This is a genomic window from Bradyrhizobium arachidis (genome assembly GCF_024758505.1).
In the GTDB taxonomy this organism is placed as follows: Bacteria; Pseudomonadota; Alphaproteobacteria; order Rhizobiales; family Xanthobacteraceae; genus Bradyrhizobium; species Bradyrhizobium manausense_C.
This window is the reverse complement of sequence record NZ_CP077970.1, coordinates 3,138,769-3,158,952: the sequence shown is the minus strand read 5'-3', so window position 1 is coordinate 3,158,952 and position 20,184 is coordinate 3,138,769. Positions and strand designations below refer to the sequence as shown.

The 20,184-nt window shown below is 62.7% G+C and carries 18 protein-coding genes; 10 read left to right on the top strand and 8 right to left on the bottom strand.

Annotated features, from left to right (window positions below; genetic code table 11):
- The first annotated feature begins 2 nt into the window (after positions 1-2).
- A complete protein-coding gene (locus KUF59_RS14155; RefSeq protein ID WP_212461737.1) occupies positions 3-674 on the top strand; it encodes a 3'-5' exonuclease in 672 nt (223 codons plus the stop codon).
- A 24-nt stretch (positions 675-698) separates the two neighbouring features.
- Here KUF59_RS14155 and KUF59_RS14150 read toward each other — a convergent pair whose 3' ends face one another.
- The gene (locus KUF59_RS14150) at positions 699-2,159 is read right to left on the bottom strand and encodes a GH1 family beta-glucosidase (RefSeq protein WP_212461736.1); all 1,461 of its coding nucleotides are present in this window, start codon (positions 2,157-2,159) and stop codon (positions 699-701) included.
- 324 nt (positions 2,160-2,483) lie between these two features.
- Here KUF59_RS14150 and KUF59_RS14145 point away from each other — a divergent pair, with 324 nt between their 5' ends.
- Together KUF59_RS14145 and KUF59_RS14140 are read left to right on the top strand one after the other, a co-directional pair.
- Complete coding sequence (locus KUF59_RS14145) at positions 2,484-3,101, top strand: VIT1/CCC1 transporter family protein (RefSeq protein ID WP_212461735.1); 618 nt, start codon at positions 2,484-2,486, stop codon at positions 3,099-3,101.
- Between the two features lie 84 nt (positions 3,102-3,185).
- On the top strand, positions 3,186-4,046 hold the full coding sequence (locus KUF59_RS14140; protein WP_212461734.1) for a TorF family putative porin: 861 nt from the start codon (positions 3,186-3,188) through the stop codon (positions 4,044-4,046).
- Positions 4,047-4,092: 46 nt separating this feature from the next.
- Here KUF59_RS14140 and KUF59_RS14135 read toward each other — a convergent pair whose 3' ends face one another.
- The 3 genes from KUF59_RS14135 to KUF59_RS14125 all read right to left on the bottom strand — a co-directional run bounded on the left by KUF59_RS14135 (position 4,093) and on the right by KUF59_RS14125 (position 7,960).
- Entirely contained in the window at positions 4,093-5,370 is a 1,278-nt protein-coding gene (locus tag KUF59_RS14135) for a serine hydrolase domain-containing protein (protein WP_258769566.1), read from the bottom strand.
- Between the two features lie 157 nt (positions 5,371-5,527).
- Positions 5,528-6,508: an ABC transporter substrate-binding protein gene (locus KUF59_RS14130; protein WP_212461732.1), complete on the bottom strand. Its 981-nt coding sequence runs from the start codon at positions 6,506-6,508 to the stop codon at positions 5,528-5,530.
- A gap of 633 nt (positions 6,509-7,141) precedes the next feature.
- A complete protein-coding gene (locus KUF59_RS14125; RefSeq protein WP_212461731.1) occupies positions 7,142-7,960 on the bottom strand; it encodes a Crp/Fnr family transcriptional regulator in 819 nt (272 codons plus the stop codon).
- Between the two features lie 185 nt (positions 7,961-8,145).
- On the opposite strand from KUF59_RS14125, the gene KUF59_RS14120 reads away from it, so the two are divergent.
- Positions 8,146-8,634, top strand: a complete 489-nt coding sequence (locus KUF59_RS14120; protein WP_258769565.1) for a P-loop nucleotide/nucleoside kinase family protein — start codon at positions 8,146-8,148, stop codon at positions 8,632-8,634.
- Here KUF59_RS14120 and KUF59_RS14115 read toward each other — a convergent pair.
- The gene (locus tag KUF59_RS14115) at positions 8,613-9,110 is read right to left on the bottom strand and encodes a TetR/AcrR family transcriptional regulator (RefSeq protein ID WP_249140716.1); all 498 of its coding nucleotides are present in this window, start codon (positions 9,108-9,110) and stop codon (positions 8,613-8,615) included. The genes KUF59_RS14120 and KUF59_RS14115 overlap by 22 nt on opposite strands.
- 143 nt (positions 9,111-9,253) lie before the next feature.
- Here KUF59_RS14115 and KUF59_RS14110 point away from each other — a divergent pair, with 143 nt between their 5' ends.
- The 4 genes from KUF59_RS14110 to KUF59_RS14095 all read left to right on the top strand — a co-directional run bounded on the left by KUF59_RS14110 (position 9,254) and on the right by KUF59_RS14095 (position 13,713).
- Positions 9,254-10,396: an enolase C-terminal domain-like protein gene (locus tag KUF59_RS14110; protein ID WP_258769564.1), complete on the top strand. Its 1,143-nt coding sequence runs from the start codon at positions 9,254-9,256 to the stop codon at positions 10,394-10,396.
- Between the two features lie 126 nt (positions 10,397-10,522).
- Positions 10,523-11,884: an amidohydrolase gene (locus tag KUF59_RS14105; RefSeq protein ID WP_212461727.1), complete on the top strand. Its 1,362-nt coding sequence runs from the start codon at positions 10,523-10,525 to the stop codon at positions 11,882-11,884.
- A gap of 8 nt (positions 11,885-11,892) precedes the next feature.
- Positions 11,893-12,966, top strand: a complete 1,074-nt coding sequence (locus KUF59_RS14100; RefSeq protein WP_212461726.1) for a C45 family autoproteolytic acyltransferase/hydrolase — start codon at positions 11,893-11,895, stop codon at positions 12,964-12,966.
- A gap of 252 nt (positions 12,967-13,218) precedes the next feature.
- Positions 13,219-13,713 (top strand): septal ring lytic transglycosylase RlpA family protein, encoded by a 495-nt coding sequence (locus KUF59_RS14095; RefSeq protein ID WP_249140714.1) that lies wholly within the window; start codon positions 13,219-13,221, stop codon positions 13,711-13,713.
- A 26-nt stretch (positions 13,714-13,739) separates the two neighbouring features.
- Here KUF59_RS14095 and KUF59_RS14090 read toward each other — a convergent pair whose 3' ends face one another.
- On the bottom strand, positions 13,740-16,178 hold the full coding sequence (locus KUF59_RS14090) for a TonB-dependent receptor (RefSeq protein WP_212461725.1): 2,439 nt from the start codon (positions 16,176-16,178) through the stop codon (positions 13,740-13,742).
- Between the two features lie 157 nt (positions 16,179-16,335).
- Positions 16,336-17,700, bottom strand: coding sequence for an ATP-binding protein (locus KUF59_RS14085; RefSeq protein WP_212461724.1), 1,365 nt, complete (start codon positions 17,698-17,700; stop codon positions 16,336-16,338).
- 148 nt (positions 17,701-17,848) lie between these two features.
- Between KUF59_RS14085 and KUF59_RS14080 the strand changes: the two genes are divergently transcribed.
- Together KUF59_RS14080 and fghA are read left to right on the top strand one after the other, a co-directional pair.
- Positions 17,849-18,469 carry a response regulator gene (locus tag KUF59_RS14080; protein ID WP_212461723.1) on the top strand — a complete coding sequence of 207 codons (621 nt, stop codon included), beginning with the start codon at positions 17,849-17,851 and terminating at the stop codon, positions 18,467-18,469.
- A gap of 81 nt (positions 18,470-18,550) precedes the next feature.
- Positions 18,551-19,396: an S-formylglutathione hydrolase gene (gene fghA, locus KUF59_RS14075; protein ID WP_212461722.1), complete on the top strand. Its 846-nt coding sequence runs from the start codon at positions 18,551-18,553 to the stop codon at positions 19,394-19,396.
- 177 nt (positions 19,397-19,573) lie between these two features.
- Here fghA and KUF59_RS14070 read toward each other — a convergent pair whose 3' ends face one another.
- Positions 19,574-20,077, bottom strand: coding sequence for a DUF3280 domain-containing protein (locus tag KUF59_RS14070; protein WP_212461721.1), 504 nt, complete (start codon positions 20,075-20,077; stop codon positions 19,574-19,576).
- Between the last annotated feature and the right edge of the window lie 107 nt (positions 20,078-20,184).

Below are 20,184 nucleotides of genomic sequence, written 5' to 3'. Positions count from 1 at the left end.
AAATGCTGCCCCGTGCGATCAAGCGGCTGCTCCACCAGGCGACCCTGAGCGACCAGTCGTACCGCTTCATGTTCGGCCGGGCTCCGGACGACGAGTTGGTCGTGCTGGATTGCGAGACCACCGGTCTCAATGTGCGCACGGACGACGTTGTCGCCATTGCGGCAATCAAGATCCGGGGAAACCGGATTCTGACCAGCGAGCGTTTCGAAGCCGTGGTCCATCCCGACAGCGAGATGGGGGCGGAAGCAATCAAGATCCACCGCTTGCGCCGGTCCGACGTCGAGGCGGCGCCGATCGTCTGGAAGGTCCTGCCGAGCTTTATGCACTTCATCGGCGCGCGGCCGCTGATCGGCTACTACATCGACTTCGACGTCGCCATGCTGGACAAGTACATCCTTCCGCTGGTGGGAATCGAACTACCCAACCAACGCATCGAAGTCTCGCGGCTCTACTACGAACGCAAATACGGCGACGCGCCTCCCAATACCTCGATCGATCTCTCGTTCGCCGCGATCCTGCGGGACCTCTGCATTCCGCCCCTTGGACAGCATGATGCTTTCAACGACGCATTGATGACGGCGATGATGTTCGTGCAGTTGCGTGACCTGACCGAACGCGGCGTACGCATCGCGCGCCAACGGACCAGCCCGGTCTTCAACCCCACCGGGGCATAACCCGCCGCGTGGAGAGGCGAAGACCTACACCCCGACCGCGTTCCTGGTGATGACGTTGCGGTAAAAACTCGCGCTGAGTTTCGGCGTGCGCACCTGGGTGTCGAAATTGACGTGGTAGAGGCCAAAGCGCTTGTTGAGCCCGAACACCCATTCAAAATTATCCATCAGGCTCCACAGGAAGTAGCCGCGCACCGGCACGCCTTCGGACGCTGCGCGCTGGAGCTGGGCGAGATAGTTGCGCAGATACATGATGCGGTCGGTGTCGAAAATCTTGCCGTCGGCCGTCACCTCGTCCTCGCCGGAGGTGCCGTTCTCGCTGATATAGATCGCCCCGGTCTTCCAGATTTTTGCCGCGAGCTTCGGCACCCAGTAGATCGTCTCGGGGCCGACGCGCAGCCAGTTCGAATTCATGTGCGGAAAGGATTTTGGGATCGGCAGCAGCGAGAAGCCCGGCTCCTTGTCGGAGGCGATGATGTAGTGCTGGGGCGCGTAGATGTTGAGGCCGAGGAAATCGACCGGCGAGGAGATGATCTTCAATTCCTCCGCCGTATATTTTGGCACATTGGCGCCGGCGAATTTGAGGAAGGCGTCGGTGTACCGGCCCTCCAGGATGACGTTGAGGTAGCTCGCGTTCAGTTCGCGCAGTGCGATCTCGGTGGCGCGGACGTTTTCGGGCGTGTCGATCGCGGGAACGCAGGCGTCGATGTTCTCCGCAGGCCCGACCCTTGTGCCGCGGCGGCCGTTCGCGCGCACCGCCTGCACGGCGAGGCCATGCGCGAGCGCGGTGTTATGCCTGACCTGGTTGACCTCGGCTTGCGACAGCGTCTGCCCCGGCGCGTCAATGCCGTTGCCATAGCCGAAATAGACGAACCGGCCGCTCTCGTTCAGCGTGAACACGTTTTTGACGCGGTCGGTCAGGTGCCGCGCGACATAGGCCGAATAGTCGCCAAACGCCTTGCAGGTCTCGGCCGAGCGCCAGCCGCCAAAGCGGTCTTGCAGCGATTGCGGCAGGTCCCAGTGATAGAGCGTCAGCCACGGCTCGATGCCGCTCCGCAAGCATTCGTCGATCAGGCGGTTGTAGAAGTCGAGCCCCTTCGGGTTCGGCTTGCCGTCGCCGTCCGGGAACACGCGCGGCCAGGCGATCGAAAAGCGATACGCCTTGCAGCCGAGCTCGGCGATCAGGCGGATGTCGTCCTTGTAGCGATGATAGTGCTCGTTGGCGCGGTCGCCACTGCTGCCATCCTCGATCTTGCCGGGCACGCGGGTAAAAGTGTCCCAGATCGACGGCCCTCGCCCGTCCTCGGTGACGGCGCCTTCGACCTGATAGGACGAGGTCGCGGTGCCCCAAAGGAAGCCCGGCGGAAAGCCGGCGGCGTTGCGCGGTGCTGCTGCCGGCTTTGCCTCCACGACTTGCGGAGCTCCCAGCCCGGCTGCGGACAATCCCGCGATCTTCGCAAACTCGCGACGCGAGACTTCGTCCGACATCCATGCTTCTCCGACAACCGGCTGTTCCTGTTCCGAAGGGCACAATGACCAGTCTCGGGCGATTTGAGAAGTGCCGTTCGCACCTTTCGAAACCTGTGGCCAAGACGCGTGCTCACAAAGGAAGCTATGCTCTCGAGCCGGAGCACCCATCGCGCAAGGCGGCCCAAGGGGCAGTACGCTTGATTTAGATCAAGCTTGAAAGCGCGTTCTTCGACGTGGCTCAGTGCAACGTCTTGCGTGCAAAGTTGATTCATCAACGCCAACGGCCGTCTTACCGGGATGTCAGAGGTTTCAAAAGTTCCTATCGCTAACGTCCTTGATCCGATGGAACGGATCTCGGAGACGTTGTTCGGGCTGATCATGGCCCTCACCTTCATCTGCTCGCTCGGCGTCGCGACCGGGGCTGACCTCAACGTTCGGACGATGCTGATCGGTGCGCTCGGCTGCAATCTCGCCTGGGGCATTGTCGACGGCGGTCTTTATCTGCTGGCGCGCATCAACGACCGGGGAAACAAGATTCTGACCCTCCGCGCGGTACGGCAGGCGCCGGACGCCGAAACGGCGCGGCGCGTCATTGCCGAGGCATTGCCGGAGGAATTGACCGCAATCCTGCCCGCGGAGCAGTTGGAACTGATGCGGCAAAGATTGCGGCAATTGCCCGAGCCGTCTCCCGGTCCCGGGCTGACGAAGCGCGACTGGAGCGGCGCGCTGGGCCTTTGCCTGCTCAGTTTTCTCTCGACATTCCCGGTGGTCATCCCGTTCCTTGTCCTGAGTGACGCCAGATTGGCGCTGCGCGTGTCCTACGCCGTGGCTATCGTGATGCTGTTCTGCTGTGGTTACGTGTTCGGACTTCGTAGCGGGCTGCAGCCCTGGGCGGCGGGACTTTCGATGGTCGCTTTCGGCAGTGCGCTGGTTGGTGTCGCGGTAGCCCTTGGAGGGTAATCAATCGTGTGGCGGAGCGTTGCATCGGCCCGGTGCGTAAGCAGTGCTTCAATCGCTGCGTTGGTCTGGATTTGGCTCGCACCAATGTCCGGCGCGTGGGCGCAGACCGTTCCCCCTGCTCCCGGCGGCGCGATCGGCCTTGGCAACCGCGGATGGTCGGCAACCGACACCGACCACGCAACGTCTCCGAGCGAACTGGAATTCAGTGCGCGCGCCGGGCTGGCATCCGACTATATCTACCGCGGGACCACGCTGTCCGATCATGGGCCCGCGGCCGGCGCTGCCTTTGAAACAAGATGGGGCCCGCTCTATGCCGGCACCACGGTCGCCACCGTCAAGCTGCCGACCCAGCCGGCCGCCGAGTTCACCTTTGCTGCGGGCATGCGCCCGAAGATAGCATCGATCGATTTCGATCTTGGGGTCACCTATTTCGCTTATCCCGGCGAAAAACTTCCTGGCGAGACCGACGGCATCAATTACTGGGAGACAGTTATCCGCGGCGACCGACGCATCGGCGAACAGATCCGGGTCGCAGCCGGCTACGCCTTTTCTCCCAACGTCTCGAACACCGGCGCCTGGAGCCAATATGTGGCGGCCGGGCTTGGCTTCGACATGCCGGCCCGGCTGCTGCCGCAGGACCTGACTGTGTCGTTCACCGCCGCTGCCGGCTATTCCTGGTTCGGCAATCAGGCTTCGCAGCTCGGCGGCTTTCCGCTGCCTGCCTATCTCAATTGGCAAGCGGGCGTGACCTTCACGCACAAGGCGTTCAACCTTGATCTGCGCTACTACGACACCAACCTGTCGAAGGAGAACTGCTTCGTCTTTACCGGCGATCCAAACGCGCGGCCAGGCGGCCGCGTCAACCTTGTCACCAATCCGGATGGCCTGATTTCGAACTGGTGCAGCGCGACATTCGTTGCCAAGGCCTGGTTTGCGTTCAATTAGGGATGCTTGCGAATCCCCGACCGCTTGTCACGCCCGCCACTGCGGCCTACTGAACTTGCGCTCTCAGCGCGGTCCACAGAGCAAACAGCTCGGCGGTCTCGGGCGGGCCACCGCGGAGCGCGGTCTGCACGAGGACAAGCTTCAGGTCCGGATCGACAAAGACAAATTGTCCGCGAAGGCCTCGCAGCGCGAAACGTCTGGTGTCTCCGGAATACCAGATTTGATAACCGTACTTCGCCAACGGGGAGTCGGTCGGAAGCGCGTCCGCGGCCGACGCCGCGAGCCAACCCTCGGGCACGATATTCTTGCCCTGCCAATTGCCGTGATTGGCCAGCATCAGGCCGAGACGCGCCCAGTCGCGCAGCACCGCATTGACATAGCCAAACGTGATTTCCTGCCCGGTCGCATCGATGATCCACGTCGCATCGGCTTCCGCCCCAAGCGGTTGCCAGATCTTTTCGGCGGCATAGTCGGACACCGTTCGCTTGGTGGCGGCCGTGAGCACAAGGCCGAGCACCAGCGATTCAGCCGACGAATAGGAGAAACGCACTCCGGGCGGATCGCGACGGGTGTTGAACTGCTTCAGCGCAGCGAGGCTGCCGGGAGAGCCCGGCTCAATCGTCAGGCGGGCCAGTTGGTAGATATCGCTGTACTTGCTGTCGTAATCCTCCGAGAAGGCGACGCCTGAGGCCATCAGCAGCAACGCCTTGATCGGCGTGCGGCCGTATTCGGTGTCCTTCAAGCCGGGTACGTAGGTTTCCGCCAGATCATCGACTGATCCGATCATCTTCTCCTTCAGAGCGATGCCGATCAGCAGTCCAACGACGGTCTTTGCCATGGAGAAGGATGTCAGGCGATCCGTATCGGTGCGACCGTACTGGTAACGCTCGACCAGAATCGTGTCGTCCTTCGCGATCAAGAGGCCGGTGACCGGTTGACGATTGAGATAGTCGTCGAGTGTCAGCTCGAGCCCGGCGAAGCCGTAGCGAATGACGGGTTCGCTCACCGCGCGCGCCAGCGGAACAGATTGTTTCGGGGCAGTGATGGTGCGCGCAGGAAACAGCGTGTCGTAGCGGCTCAGCGCGCCGACGCGGCAGCGCGTGTCGTCAACATAGGCAAGTCCCTTGCAGCTCGGATACCCTTCCGTGCGGCCGAACGCGTCCGCGTCAGGCCCGTCCGCACGAAAGCGAGGGCCGGCAGCTTGTGAGGCCGGTGCGGCCTGGGCGAAGGCTCGATGCGAATTCAGTGCGAGCGCATCCAGCATGAAAGGGAATGCGGCTGCGCAGGCGATGCAAAGCAGCCGTGTGAAGCCGCGTCCGGTCATTGAGAAAGCACCCAAACTATTGCAGCTGCGCTTGATCTTAGTTGACCTCGATGCACTAGCCAATGTCCGCTTCAGTCAGGAGCGGACATAACCCAACGCCGGGCCCAAGGTCAGCTTTGGGGCCACTTCCGGACTAATGCATCGCAGCACCTGCGCCTCATTCGATCACCTCGTCGGCGCGGACGAGTAGTGAGGGCGACACGTTGAGGCCGAGCTCTTTGGCCGTCTTCATGTTGATGACCAACTCGAATTTGGTCGGCCTCTCTACCGGCAACTCGGAAGGCTTGGCGCCCCTAAAAATCTTGTCCACGTAGCTGCCCGCACGGCGGAACAGATCGCCTGTGTCGGCCCCGTATACCGACAACCCGCCATTAGCGTAATGTCGGAACATGTAGTTTGCCGGCAGACGATGCTTCGCCGCCAGCGCGATGATTCGCGGAGCCTGGACGTAGGTGAGAGAATCACCAAAATCGATTATCGCATCGGCGTGCTGAGCGGCGGCCGAGGCAAAGGCGGCGTCGAGTTCTTCGGTCTTGGTGGCCTCAACTATCGGCAGAGCGATACCGAGCTTCCGGGCAATGCTCGGTATGTGCTCCGCCAAGTATGGCCTTTGCATTGGGTTGTCCGGATTGACCAGGAGCGCGATCTTCGAGGCGCCGGGTACGAGTTCCCGAAGGATCTCAAGACGTTTGGCAAGGAAGTCATCGGGTACATTGGTCGTAAGACCTGTTATGTTGCCACCTGGTCGCGACAGGCTTTGCACGAGGCCAAGCCCCACGGGATCGGCAATACCCACGAATACAATCGGAATGGTGGCAGTCGTCGATTTCAGGGCTATGGCTGCTTGAGGTCCTGCCACAACGAGTACATCGGGGCTGAGGCCCATCAGATCGGCGACTGAAGCCGTCAGTCGATCCGGGGGGTGGGAAAAACGATACTCGAACACCAGATTCTTTCCCTCCACCCAGCCGAGACTTCGCAACGTATCAATGAACACACGCTCGGCTTGATTGAGAGCCTGTCCACTCGCGTCGCCTATGGCAAGAAAGCCAAGTCGACGGCGGGCGCCCTGAGCCCCCGCATGCTTTGGCGAAACAAGCAGCGCCGCAGTGCCCGCTATGAACTCCCGCCGTTTCATTCGACCCTCATCGCAGCGTGAGGACGAGGGGCGCAGAGTATCACGTCTCGATGGTGGTCGCACGCTGTGGCTGCAAATGCCGCGTCGCCAATGCGGCGCGTGGCTCGGGACGGCTATGGGGTCATAAGCGGACCTCGGGACACTGCCGCCGACATGTCAGCTACGGCCAGAGCCTGACTCACGAGGGCACCTGCGGGAGAGCCAAGCGAGCGGAGGAAATTGGCTGCGTTAGTAACGGATCATCGCATTGCGTATCAAGCACCTGGACACCTGCCGGGTGCAGTAGAGCAAGCATTTGTTCTGGCGACCTCCCAGGTCACCTGCCCCTCCTGTCCTGTCGGCGCAGTTGCCCAGGCAATTCACGTTTCTGTCCTCACATTGCAGCGGGGTCGCCATTCCTGATGGTGAGCCGAGGAGCACACCGGTGCCTATGATCGCGATCGCGAAGAGAAGGTGCCGTGTCATCGTCGAACCTCCCGAGAAATGCGCGGGCCGCTCCAAATGCCGATCTCTCGACAGGGAAGCCGCGCGGAGCCCGACACCAAGGAGACCGAACGTCGAATTTGCCTTTGTTGATCCAGATCAACGCACGTCGAGGCTAAAGCACTCGGCTCGCCCAACCCAGTGACGGATCTAAGCGAGGTCGCCCTTGGCGGTCTGCTCCGCGGCCTTCTGCTGCGCAACGATGCCCTCCAGCCGCGCGATGTTCTCCAGCAGGCGCTGGCTGGTGAGGACGAGGAAGTAATAGCCGAACTGCGGATTCTGGAAGTAGATCTCAAGCAGCCGCTCATAGGTGATGGTCAGCACCTGCGCGTCTTCCAGGCACTCGATCGTTCCGGTGCGCCGGTTGTTCGGCGTCAAAAAGCCGAGCTCGCCCATGAGACGTCCGGGCGGCAACTCGACGTTGATTTCCTTGACCAGAAACTTGCCCGTGACGGTCAGGAGCATCTCGTTGGCCGCATCGCCCTTCTTGAAGAGCACGTCGCCCTTGCGATATTTGCGCTCGGTCATGAACGGCTTGAGCCATTCCATGGACATGTCGCCCTGCGTCGCCGTGCGCGCCTTCTTGATCAGCTTCAACATCTGGCGCAGCCGGATGGCGTTGATCGGCAGCGACAGGAGATACAAGGCCAATGTGCCGACATTTCCCGACAACGCGCCGAAGGCCGCGAGGAAGGTGGCGCCGCACATGTTGGCGATGCGCAAGGGCACCATGGTCTGCATCAGCAGCGTCGCCACGAAGAAGATCGCGCCGATCACGGCGAACATGTTGGCCAGGGTGATGTTGGCCAGAAATATCTCCAGCAGGCGATTGAACAGCGCCTCATAGGTGATGTTGTTGGGGTCGAGACCGATCTGGACCAGGATCTTCGCGATCCGCAGATTGTCCGCGGCCGTATCGAGGATGCGGTTCAGGATCGAAGAAATATCGACAGTGCTGGCAGCTAACATTTCATCCCCGCGCCTACGCCGGATCGTTCGCTGTTATAGTGGAACCAGGATACCAACCGCTTGAATAAATTTACGGATCGTCCGATGCAATCGATCTTACCCTCCGCCGGGGCAATTATCTGCCCTCCCAAGGTCGTGGGCCGCCCTCCGTCATGAAATATGAGCAGCAACCGCCGATATTGGTCGTGTTTGGGGGACTACCCGGGACCGGCAAGACGACCCTGGCCCGCAAATTGGCCATCCGGCTAACGGCAACTTATCTGCGAATCGACGCGATCGAACAGGCCTTGCAGGCGGCAGGCCTCACGGTCGGCGCGACCGGCTACGCCATTGCCAACGCTTTGGCGGCCGAAAACCTGAAGCTGGGGCGCATCGTGATCGCGGATTGCGTCAATCCGGTGCTCGCGAGCCGTGTCGGATGGCGCCAGACGGCGTCGCAGAACGCAGCGCGTCTCGTCGAGATCGAGCTCGTTTGCAGCGACCCTGCCCTGCACCGGCAGCGCGCGGAAGTCCGCCTCCCCGACATCAGCGGCCACAAGCTACCCGCGTGGGATGACATCGTGAGGCAGCACTATGAATCCTGGGATCGGGCGCATCTCGTCCTCGATACGGCCGCAGGCACGCTCGATCAGCTGGTCGAGCAAGCAGAGGCTTATGTCCGCGGCGATAAGTGATGCCGAACAAGAGTGATTGCAGCCTCGGACGCTGCATCCGAATAGCCACGATCACCATGGATGAGAATCAGGGAGATCGCGCCTTCAGACAGGAGCCAAACGGCGCGGGCAAGCTCGTTCGGGCGATCGACCCCGGAACGAGCCAATAGCTCCGCGAAACATTTCTCCAACGCGGCCTTGTGCCGGCGAGCGATCAATCGTGCGGGATGACCCGGCAGGTCTGCGAGTTCGATGACGAGACGCGTGAAGCCGGACCCCGCCCATCTCGGCGTGTCTGCCCAAACGGCAATATCCCTGAACATCGCCTCGACGATGGTCTCGACCGATCCGGTGAGATTGTCGCCGAAGGTGCGAAAGGCCTGCAGCGCCAGATGATGCTGAGATTCGAGCACATCGGCGAGCAGCTGATCCTTGCTGTTGAAGTGGTGATAGAGTGTGCGCTTGGTGAGCTTTGCCGCTTCGGCAATGTCGTCCATTGTGACGCGATTGTACCCTCGGCGGCGAAAGAGCTTGTAGGCTGCTTCCAGGACACGTCCTCGTGTCTGCTCGGCTGACCTCGGCACGGCACCGCCTTCGCGAAAGTATACTCAATAGTGAATTTACACGACGGCGGCCTGGGATGAAAGGTGCTCTTCCCAGACATCGAAATCCCCGAGGAGGGCCGGGCATGTCGCACGTTCCTTTGACGATACGAAGCATCACCGCTCGGGCTATTGTCCTCAAGCTCAAGCGGCCGGTCGTAGCCCGCATCGCCACACTGTCCGAGTGGCCAGTCATCCTGATCGATCTGCAGACCGAGCAAGGGATCACGGGCCGCAGCTACCTCGAGCCGTATGTCACGAAGTCCATGCGTTACCTCGTGCCTGCCTTGCACGACTTCGGCGACATGCTGAGAGGGCGTCGGCTTGCTCCGGTCGAGCTGTTCGACGCAGCGCGCAAGTCGCTGCACTTCGTCGGCTACGAAGGCTTGTCGATGATCGCCGCATCCGGCCTCGATATGGCGGCATGGGACGCGCTGGCCAAAGCGGCGAACCAGCCGCTCTGCGTGCTGCTCGGCGGCACGGTTGGTCCGGTGAAATCCTACAACAGCAACGGCCTGTGGTTGAAATCACCGGAGGTCGTCGCCACTGAGGCAATCGAATTGCGCGACGAGGGCGGGTTCGCTGGCCTGAAGCTCAGGCTGGGGCGCGAACGTGTCGCCGACGATCTAGCGACGTTGGATGCGGTGCGGAAAGCGGTTGGCAACGGCATCGAGCTGATGGTCGATTTCAATCAGGGGCTGACATTGGCCGAGGCGCTTCAGCGCTGCCACATGATCGACGACTACGGGCTGGCCTGGATCGAGGAGCCGATCGTCTACGACAATCTCGACGGCTATGCCCAACTCGCAGCCGAACTGAAGACGCCGCTGCAGATCGGAGAAAATTTCTACGGCCCGCGCGAGATGCACAAGGCCCTTCAGCGCCGAGCGTGCGACCTTGTCATGCCTGACTTCATGCGCATTGGCGGCGTCACCGGGTGGATGCGGGCTGCGGCCATTGCAGGTGCGGCGGGCATCCCCATGTCGACGCATCTCTATCCGGAGGTGGCCGCCCACGTTATGCGGGTCACCGAGACGGCGCACTGGCTCGAATGGCAGGATTGGGCCGATCCAATCTTGCGCCAGCCTTACGCGATCAAGGACGGGCACCTGCATATCCCCGACGTGCCAGGCGTTGGCATTGAATGGAACGAGGAGGCGGTTGCGGCACACCGGATTTAGGCGAAGGCTGTTGCCGGCTCACGCGCTGCCTTGCCTGTGTGAGTCCTCCTGCATCTCGCGGAAGGTGGTCAAAATTCCTGCACCGCGATAGTCTGGGCGAGAGAATGAGCCAAGGGAGGTCCGGCCATGCGGTTTGCAAGGCCCCTGCTCGCCGCATTTGGCGCCACATTTATGTTGGGCAGCATAGTTGCGCCGCCGGCGCATGCGGAGATCGACGTCGCCAGCCTGAAGCAATCGATCGAGGCCTCCTTCGAGAGCGACTATCCAAAGCTCGATGCGCTCTACAAGGATATCCACGCCCATCCCGAGCTTGCCTTCCAGGAAGAGAAGACCGCCGCAAAGCTCGCCGCCGAGATGCGCGCGATCGGCTTCGAGGTGACGGAGAAGGTCGGCAGGACCGGGCTGGTCGCGCTCTACCGGAATGGCGACGGTCCGACCGTCATGGTGCGCACCGAGCTCGACGCGCTGCCGATGGAGGAGAAGACCGGCCTGCCCTACGCAAGCCGCGACAAGACCACATGGCAGGGGCGCGAAACTTTTGTGGCCCATAGCTGCGGCCACGACATCCACATGGCGAGCTGGGTCGGAGCGGCGAAGACGCTGGTCGGGCTGAAGGAGCGCTGGCAGGGCACGCTGATGTTCATCGCCCAGCCCGGCGAGGAAGTGGGCGCGGGTGCGATGGCCATGCTGATGGACGGCCTGTTCACGCGCTTTCCAAAACCCGATGTCGGCTTTGCCCTGCATAGCGGCGGCGGGGTGTTTGCTTACGGCACGGTCGCCTATACCATCGGGGCCCGCTCTTCCAATGCCGATGGCCTCACCATCAGATTCAAGGGCCGTGGCGGCCACGGCGCGTCGCCACAGGCGACCATCGATCCCGTGATGATGGCGTCGCGTTTTGTCGTCGACGTGCAGAGCGTCATCAGCCGCGAAAAGGACCCGACCAAGTTTGGCGTGGTCTCCATCGGCTCGTTCCAGGCCGGCACCTCCGGCAACATCATTCCCGACGAGGCGGTCCTGCAGGGCACCATCAGAAGTTTTGACGCCGACGTGCGCACCAGGATGCACGAGGGAATCAAACGCACGGCGCAAGCGGTCGCCGAGATGGCGAATGCACCTGCGCCTGACGTCATGATCACCGAGGGTATCAAGGCCGTCGTCAACGATGACGCCGTGGTCGCGACCGCCGAGAAGGTGCTGAGGGTTGCCTTCGGCGACAAGCTGAGGATCGCGCCACCGGTCACCGCGAGCGAAGACTATTCCGAGTACATCCGTTCCGGCGTGCCCTCGATGTTCTTCAATATCGGCGTCTACGAACCCGAACGCGTCGCCGCCGCAGAGAGTGGCGGCACGCCGCTTCCCGGTAACCATTCTCCACTCTACGCGCCGGTGCCGAAGCCGACCATCCAGACCGGCGTCACCGCGATGACGCTTGCGGTCTTGAGCGCGTTCGACCAGCGCGCCAAGGCACAATACAAGGGGCAGTAGGCATCACGATGGCGCCGGCTGCCAAGACGCTTCGCGTCAGCTTCGTGCAATGTCGCGGGACGCCTTACGAGGTCGGTCGCGCGCAGGCCGATGCCTTTGCGGCGACGCGCAAGGGCAAGGCGTTTCTTCGCCGCAAGGTGAAGCTGCCGTGGTGGTTCGACGTCAGGACCGAGGAACGCGCCTTCAGGGCTTACGCGCCGGCATTGTGGGAGGAGATCGGCGGGATCGCCGAGGGGCTCAACATCCCGATGGAGCACGCGGTCGCCTTCTTCGGCAATGACGGTTTGCGGATGCCGACCGGCGGCTGCTCGGCCGTCATGAGCGGCTCGGTCTATGGCCGCAATTATGATTTCTGGCCGCGCGGCTATGAGGCGCGCTTCGCGCTGGTGCAGGTGCACGGCAGCTACGCCAGCATCGGCGGCACGCACCAGTTGACCGGGCGGCTCGACGGCATGAACGAGCACGGGCTCACGATCGGCCTGCATCTAGTGAGGGCGCGACCGCGATCGCCCGGCCTCACCAGCACGTTGCTGGTCAGGCGCGTGCTCGACAGTTGCGCGACCACTGCGGAGGCAGTTGACGTGCTGCGTCGTCTGCGCCATGCCATGCAGTACAACTACTCGCTGCTCGATGCTGGCGGCGTCGCTGCCGTGGTCGAGGCCGGCGCCGGCGCGGTCGCCGTGCGCGCTGGCGACTGGCTCGCTTGCACCAATCATTTTCAGTCGCCGCAACTGCGCGCGTTGAACCGCCGCGTTGCGCATTCGATCGACAGATTGCCGCCGCTGGAAGGCTGGGCAGCACGAACGTTGAGTGCCGAACAGACATTCAAGGCGCTGAACTTCCCGGCATCACCGGCCTTCCACAATTACGGCAACGCTCAGACGCTGCACACCATCGTCGCCGAGCCCGCCAGGCGACGGCTCCTAATCGGCATCGGCGGCGATGCCGCCGCGCTCGAGGAGGACATGCTGGACGTCGACTTCAAGCGTTGGGTTGGCGGTGAGGACATGCCGATTACGCAGCTCAAAGGGCAACTCGGCCTCGGATTGCGGAGACTTCGACGGACGAGAGTTCGGCGCTAGCCGAGGCCCGAGCCTTACGTAGAACCACGGGCTCGGGGAACCGTTGTCGGCCACGCTACTGACTCAATCTCTGTATTAACCAATGCAAACCAGAACACTGTGTGGAACCTCCCAGGTTCTCACGACGGTTCCGTCGCCAACGTTGGCACGAATCCGCAACAAAACGGCGCGAGTTTGCAACGCTTCCGCGTTCGCTTGACGCAGTTTCTGCGGCTTCGGGAACTACGGTCTCAGAAAATCAATCGAGGATCTATGATGCTGTTTGGCTCGAGCGCCGCAGTTTGCGGCGCCGTGGTTGCGCTTGCCGTTTCAGTTTCCGTTGCTCGCTGTGAAGCAGATGGAGTTCATTCAAGCGCTGTCGTCGATGAGGCTTCAGGGGATGCGATCGTTGGCGCGGCGTCCATGTACAATCCATTCAAGCCCGGACGGCAGGAGGGCGGTCCGAACACAGCCTCCGGCGAGCGCTATGATCCCTCTGTTTGGGCGGCTGCCATCAAGACCAGTCTGCGTCAGAAATTCGGTGGCGTTCAATTTGGCGCGCGGCCGAAATATGCCGTCGTCGAGGCCGTCGGCAAGAAGGTCATCGTCAAGATAAATGACGTGGGCCCACTCGTGCCTGGCCGCATCATCGATCTCAATGAACGGACGATGCGGCACTTCGATCCAAGCCTGGAGCTCGGGGTTATCTCCGGCGTAAAAGTCAGGCCACTGGCCGGTGATTATTGGATCCCCGGACCGGTTGGCTGAAGCTGACATCAGGGACTTCGCGTCCCTCAGAACGTCACCCTCATGCCGGCGTAGAACGCGCGGGGCCTTGCCGGGCTCAGCGAGCGCGGGTCGTTGAAGGCGGCGCCGCCATTGGTGAAGTTGGGCACGGCGGTGGTGTCGAAGAACTGGCCGTAAGTGGCGTAGCGATTGTCGAAGATATTGTCGACGCGACCGTAGAACGTGAGGTTCTTGGTGACCTGATACGATGTGTGGAGATTGAACACCGTATAGGACGGCAGCTTCGCAAACTGGTTGGACTCGTCGCCGACGAAATACTGGCTCGAGACGAACAGCGCGTTGCCGCCGACCTTCCAGACGTCGGTGATGGCGTATTCGGCGCCGACCTTGACGCGGTGGCGCGGCACCGCCGGGATCTGGTTGCCGGGCAGCACCTGAATGTTGCCGTCGGCATCGGCAAACGGACTGTTGGAGCCGAGCGTCAGCGCATCGAGGAAGCGCGCGTCGACGAAGGCGTAGCTGGCGCTGAATGTGAGCGTCGGCGACTTGATGTTGACCTCGGCCTCGAGTCCCTGCCGACGGGTCGAGCCGACGTTCTGGAAATAGCCAAAGCCCGTCCGTCCCGGAACGGGAACGGCGAGGATGTCGTCGTAATTGGTGGCGCGGAAGCCGCCGATTTTCCAGCCGAGCGTGCCGATGTTCAATTCCTTGCTGCCGCGCAGACCGGCTTCCACGGTTTTTGACACCACCTGCTTCAAGGGCGGGTCCGAAACCAGAAATGCCGCGAGGAGGCAGGGCCTGGCGGGATCTGCGCAGCCGAGCTCGAGCGGCGTCGGCACGCGGTTGGCCTCGGAATAACCGGCATAGGCGGTCAATTCCGGCGTGATCTTGTAGGTGCCGCCGATCACGGGATTGAAGCGGGTATAGGTATGATCGCCGTTGAGCGCGGTGCCGAGCTGATCCTCCAGCGAGATGCGCGCCACGTTGAAGCGGCCGCCGCCAGTGATGGCAAAGGCATCCGTGACGTTGAACGTGTCCATCGCGTACAGGCCGTTGTATTGATTGACGGTCCGCAGCGAGACAGGACCGGCAACTGGCTCTGGTGTGCCGGTCGGTCCCAGGAAGATGCCACTACCGCTGACGACGTAGTTTTCGCCGATCGTACCGATCTCGGCGGTCGCGTTGTAGCGCGTGACGCTGGCGTCATAGCTCGCCCCCACCACGAAGCGATTGTCGTGCCCGAGCAGTTGATCGGTGTTGGTGGCCTGGCCCGACACGCCGAAGGTGGTCGAACGGATCGAGCCCCGGTCGATCTCGCCGAGGATCGTCCCCGCCGGAAAGGGATTGGCAAGCTGTACGCCGTTCACGCCATTTGCGGGCGTTGTATCATTGCCGAAGCAGAGCAGCCCGGCAGTGGCACATTCCTGCACGTCGGTCGGATTGCCGTCGACGACGTTCTGCTCGAACCTGCGCACATGCGCCGTACCCTCGAAGGTCCAGGTCGGCGTCGCCTCGACCTTGCCGGTCAGGTTGAGATAGCCGACGCGGTTGGCGGTGGTTTGCGGCGTAGTGTAGGTCGCGCCCCAATATTGCTGAAGCAGTTCGGCGGGAACGGTGGCACTGGCACCGAAGTGGTTATTGGCGGCGCCGATATTGACGTGGAATTCGGCATTCTCGTTCTTGTAGCCGACATCGCTGTAGAAGCGCCGCACGTCGGACTGCGAGAAATTGCGAAAGCCGTTGTCGTGCAAGCCTTCGAGCGCGGCATAAACGGCGTAGTTCTTGTCGACAGTCTTGCCCCATTGCGCCGAGGCCTGGGCACGGCCGAACGAGCCGCCCATGACGTCGATCTCGGCGCCCTGATAGGTAAAACCGTCCTTCATCTGGAGATTGATCGCGCCGCCAAGCGCATTGAGGCCGAAGACGGGATTGTTGGTCACGAGCGTGACCGACCGGATCGCGGCGGTCGGGATCAGGTCCCAGTTCATCGCGTCCGAAAAGGCTTCGTTGATGCGGACACCATTCTGGTAGACCGCAAGCCCCTGCGGCGTGCCCGTCACCGGCGAGGCAACGAAGCCGCGGAATTCGACGTCGGGAGTGAACGGATTGCCGGTCACCTCGGAGATGTTGACGCCGGCGATATTGTCGCGCAGCGCATCGGTGACGTTCATCGAGCCCGCGCGTTTGATCTGGTTGGCATCGACGGCGTTGATGCTGGACGGGACCTTGTCGACGTCGAGGCCTTTGCTGGTGCCGGGCGAGGTCGGGTAGACGTAAATCCGCGTCCGCGGCGCGGCAACCCGCGTCGGCGTTCGCGGCGCGGCGCGCCGTGTCGACGGCGGCGGCGCCGAGACCTCCACGGCGGGCAGATTCTGGACGTTGGTTTCCTCGTCCTGCGCGGCGATCGCCGCATCGGTCCCCAGCACGAGCCCAGTCGTCACAGAAGCAATCAAAAGACGTCGCGCGCCCATCCCAGTCCCATCCATCCCATTCGCTGACGGCTTGTTGTCCCGGTTTCGCCGTTTCGCTTGAGGAAAGTGTAGTCGGCAGAAGCGCTCGCGCCAGCCCCAAAAGGTCGGAGGACATTCGCACCCATCTTCCCGACGAAATCGGGAATTTTTCCCGATTTGAGTTCTGGCGCGATCAAGCCGCGGCTGTCGGAACCAGCGCTTCCACGGTCACGCCACCCTCGCCAGATGCCACGTTGAGCGTGCCGCCCAGCGCCAGAATCCGCTCGCGCATGCCGACGAGGCCAAAACCGACCTTCTGGCCCGGCTCCATGCCGCGGCCGTTGTCACGGACGCGTACCCGCGCGCAGCCGCGGCCGTCGCGCGCGTTGCCCGGCTGGGGGGCCGGCTCGATCGTGACATCGACCGACGTCGCGCCGGCGTGGCGGAACACGTTGGTAAGCGCCTCCTGCACGATGCGGTAGATGGTGAGATCAGCGGTCTCGCCGGTGGGCCCGAGCGCCGGCGAGATCGTGGTCGCGATGGTGACGTCGGGATGCGACTCCCGCCACAGCCGGGAGAGCGATTCCAGCGCCTGGCGCAGGCCGAGCTCGGCGAGGCCAACCGGCCGCAAGCGCTCCAGCACGCGGCGATTGAACTGCTGGAGCGCATTGAGCTGATCGAGGATGGCGGCGCCATGCTTGCGCAAGGCCTCCGCGCTTGGCTCGCGCGCCTCGGACAGTTTTGCCAGCGCAGTGGCATGGGCGCGCAGCGAGAACAGATATGGGCCGAATTCGTCGTGCAATTCGCGCGCAATCTCCTTGCGCTCGACATCCTGGAGCGAGACCGCGCGCTCGGCGAGCCGGCGCTTCTCCTCCACCGCCTCCCCCAGCGTTGCCGCGAGATGATTGAGCTTGGTGCAGATGGCGGCGAGCTCGGGCGCTCCGCCCGGCGCGACGCGGGCGTCGTAGCGGCCGGCTTCGAGCTCCGTCATGGCCTGCGACAGCGATTGCAGCGGCGCAAGCGCGCGGCCGACGACCGTCATCATCACCAGAAACAGCGCCAGGGCGATGACCGTGCCGACCTCGAGCTGGGTCAGGATGGCGTCCCAGATCTCGGCAATCTCGTCGTTCGGGTGCGAGGTGATCACCAGCGAGGCCGGCTTGCCATGGATCGACACGGGAACGCTGACCGCGGTCTGCTCGGGATGAACGAGGCTCACGAACCAGGCCGGCGGCGCGCGCGCATCGTCGCTCTCACCGGTCCGCGGCGGCGTCAGCGCCTGGCCGGTCTCGTCCCGCAGCGCGATCGAGACATGGCGCAGCCGGGTGAGGTCACGCGCGATCTGGTTCAGCTTGGCATCGGGGTCCGGCGCCTCCTTCAGGTCGGCCACGATCATCTCGATGAACTCGCGCGCCAGGCGAATGACGCTCTGATCCTCGGCCTGGACGCGCGGCCCTGCCTCCGCGACCTGCCGCGCGATGTTCACCGCGAGCCCCAGCGCCAGCAACAGCGCCAGCAAGAGGTTGATGCGCCCGCGCAAGGATAGATTTTGCCACATTGGTTTCGCCCGTTACCTGCGAGGCCTGTCGCCAATCCCGGGGAACGTTGACAGACCCGAAACGCCCGATATCTAATCCAAAGCGTACAGCAATCTCGGCCTGATGCGACGCAAAAACGGGCTTCGGGGGCTGTCGAGGGAAACGCCGATGCGCATTCTGATCGTGGACGATCATCCCATCGTCGCCTCCGGCTGCCGTGCCGTGCTGGCCGACGAAGGCGAGATCGAGATTTTGGAGGCCGCCGACGCCGAAGACGGCGAGTGCGTGTTCATCGTCGAGCGCCCCGACCTCTGCGTCATCGACATCAACCTGCCCACCGTCTCCGGCTTCGAGCTCGCGCGCCGCATCCTCGACCGCGCGCCCGAGGCCCGCATCATCATGTTCAGCATGAACGACGATCCCGCCTTTGCAGCACGCGCGATCGAGTGCGGCGCCAAGGGTTATGTCTCCAAGACCGGCGACCCCAACGACCTCGTGGAAGCGATCCGCGCCGTCGGCAACGGCGAGACCTATCTGCCGAGCGCGATGGCGCGGAGCATCGCCTTTGCGGGACCGGCGCTGGCGCAAAACCCGCTGTCGAAGCTGAACGCGCGGGAGATGGAAATTCTAAGACTGCTCAGCGCCGGGAAAAGTCTTTCCGAGATTGCCTGGCTGGTGCAGTCCTCCTACAAGACGGTGGCCAACACTTCTTCGATCATGCGCCAGAAGCTCGGAGTGAAAACCTCCGTCGAGCTGGTCCGGCTGGCGATCGACAGCGGCGTGGCGTAAGGCAGACGGGAAGCCGCCACAAATTCGGTCACACAAGCGTTGCAATCATCATGTGGTTAAGGCGCCACGGAGTTTTCTGACATGACGATCCAGACTGTTTCGACCAACAAATCCCATGGCGGCGTGCAGGGTGTGTACCGGCACGCGAGCGCCGAGACCAAGACCGACATGACGTTCTCGGTCTATGTGCCGCCACACGCGGACGGCGCAAAGCTGCCGGTGGTCTGGTATCTCTCGGGGCTGACCTGCACCCATGCCAACGTCACCGAAAAGGGCGAATTCCGCCGCGCCTGCGCCGAGCTCGGCTTGATCTTCGTTGCACCCGACACCAGCCCGCGCGGCGCAGACGTGCCTAGCGATGCCAACAACGCCTATGATTTCGGCTTAGGGGCCGGCTTCTATGTCGATGCGACGCAAGAGCCCTTTGCGAAAAACTACCGCATGTGGAGCTACGTCACCGATGAGCTGCCAAAGCTCGTCGCCGCCAATTTTCCGGTCGATGCCAAACGGCAATCAGTGATGGGGCATTCGATGGGCGGCCACGGCGCGCTGACGGTCGCGCTGCGCAATCCACACCGCTATCGCGCCGCGAGCGCCTTCGCGCCGATCGTGGCGCCCTCGCAGGTGCCCTGGGGCACCAAGGCGCTCGGCGGCTATCTCGGCCCCAACAAGGACGCCTGGCGCGCGCATGACACGGTGGCGCTGATCGAGGACGGCGCGAAATATTCGGGCTTTCTGGTCGACTACGGCGATGCCGACAACTTTTTGACCGAGCAGTTGCGCCCTGAGCTTTTGCAGGCGGCCTGCAGCAAGGCCAACATCCCGCTGACGCTGCGGCGGCAGCCGGGCTACGACCACAGCTACTACTTCATCTCGACCTTCATGAGCGACCATCTGCACTGGCACGCGGCGAGATTGACGGCGTGAGCCTTTCTTACCCTCCCCTGGAGGGGGAGGGTCGATCGCGCAAAGCGCGAGCGGGGTGGGGTGACGGTCCCTCCGCGACAAACAGTGCCCGAGTGGAGAGATCACCCCACCCCGCTGCGCATTTCGCTTCGCTACATGCACAGCGACCCTCCCCCTCCAGGGGAGGGTAAGGCTACCTTACTCCGGCTTGCCGTAGTTGGGTGCCAGAATGCGGTTGCGGATGAGATAGCTCATGGTGCGGGTCCAGGATTCATCCGTGTTGCCGCGCATGTCGGCGCTGGCGACGGTGACCATGTTTCCGGTGTGCACGTCGCGCAGATAGATGTTGAGGTTGATGATCAGGTTCGAGACCTTTTGCACCACGCCGGTGATCTCGAGATCGGCGCCCAACTGTCCGGCGAGCTTGAGGTCGCAGCCGCCGCAAGCCTGCAAATTGGCGTGACGGGCGGCGTCCCTGACGGGCGCGATGTCGAGCATCCTAAACTTGCCTGACTGCGCCAATTCCTGGCGCAACTGCTCGCTGATGCGATCGAGCCGCACCAGTTCCGGTTTCGAGCCGTAGAACTCGCCCGGCAGGCTGGTATCGATCAATTCGAAATCGAATACCACAAGCTTCGGCGGTTCGGCTGAGGCGACCGAGCTCATGAGCAGCAATGAGGCAATAAGCAGCAGCGCTCGCATGATTGTGATTCCTACGCGTGATTCTTGCCTCTTGCGTCGCGACGACGAAATGCGGGGTTGCAAGCTAAGCCAAATCGGTCATGTTTCAAGGCAGGAAATGCCTCCAC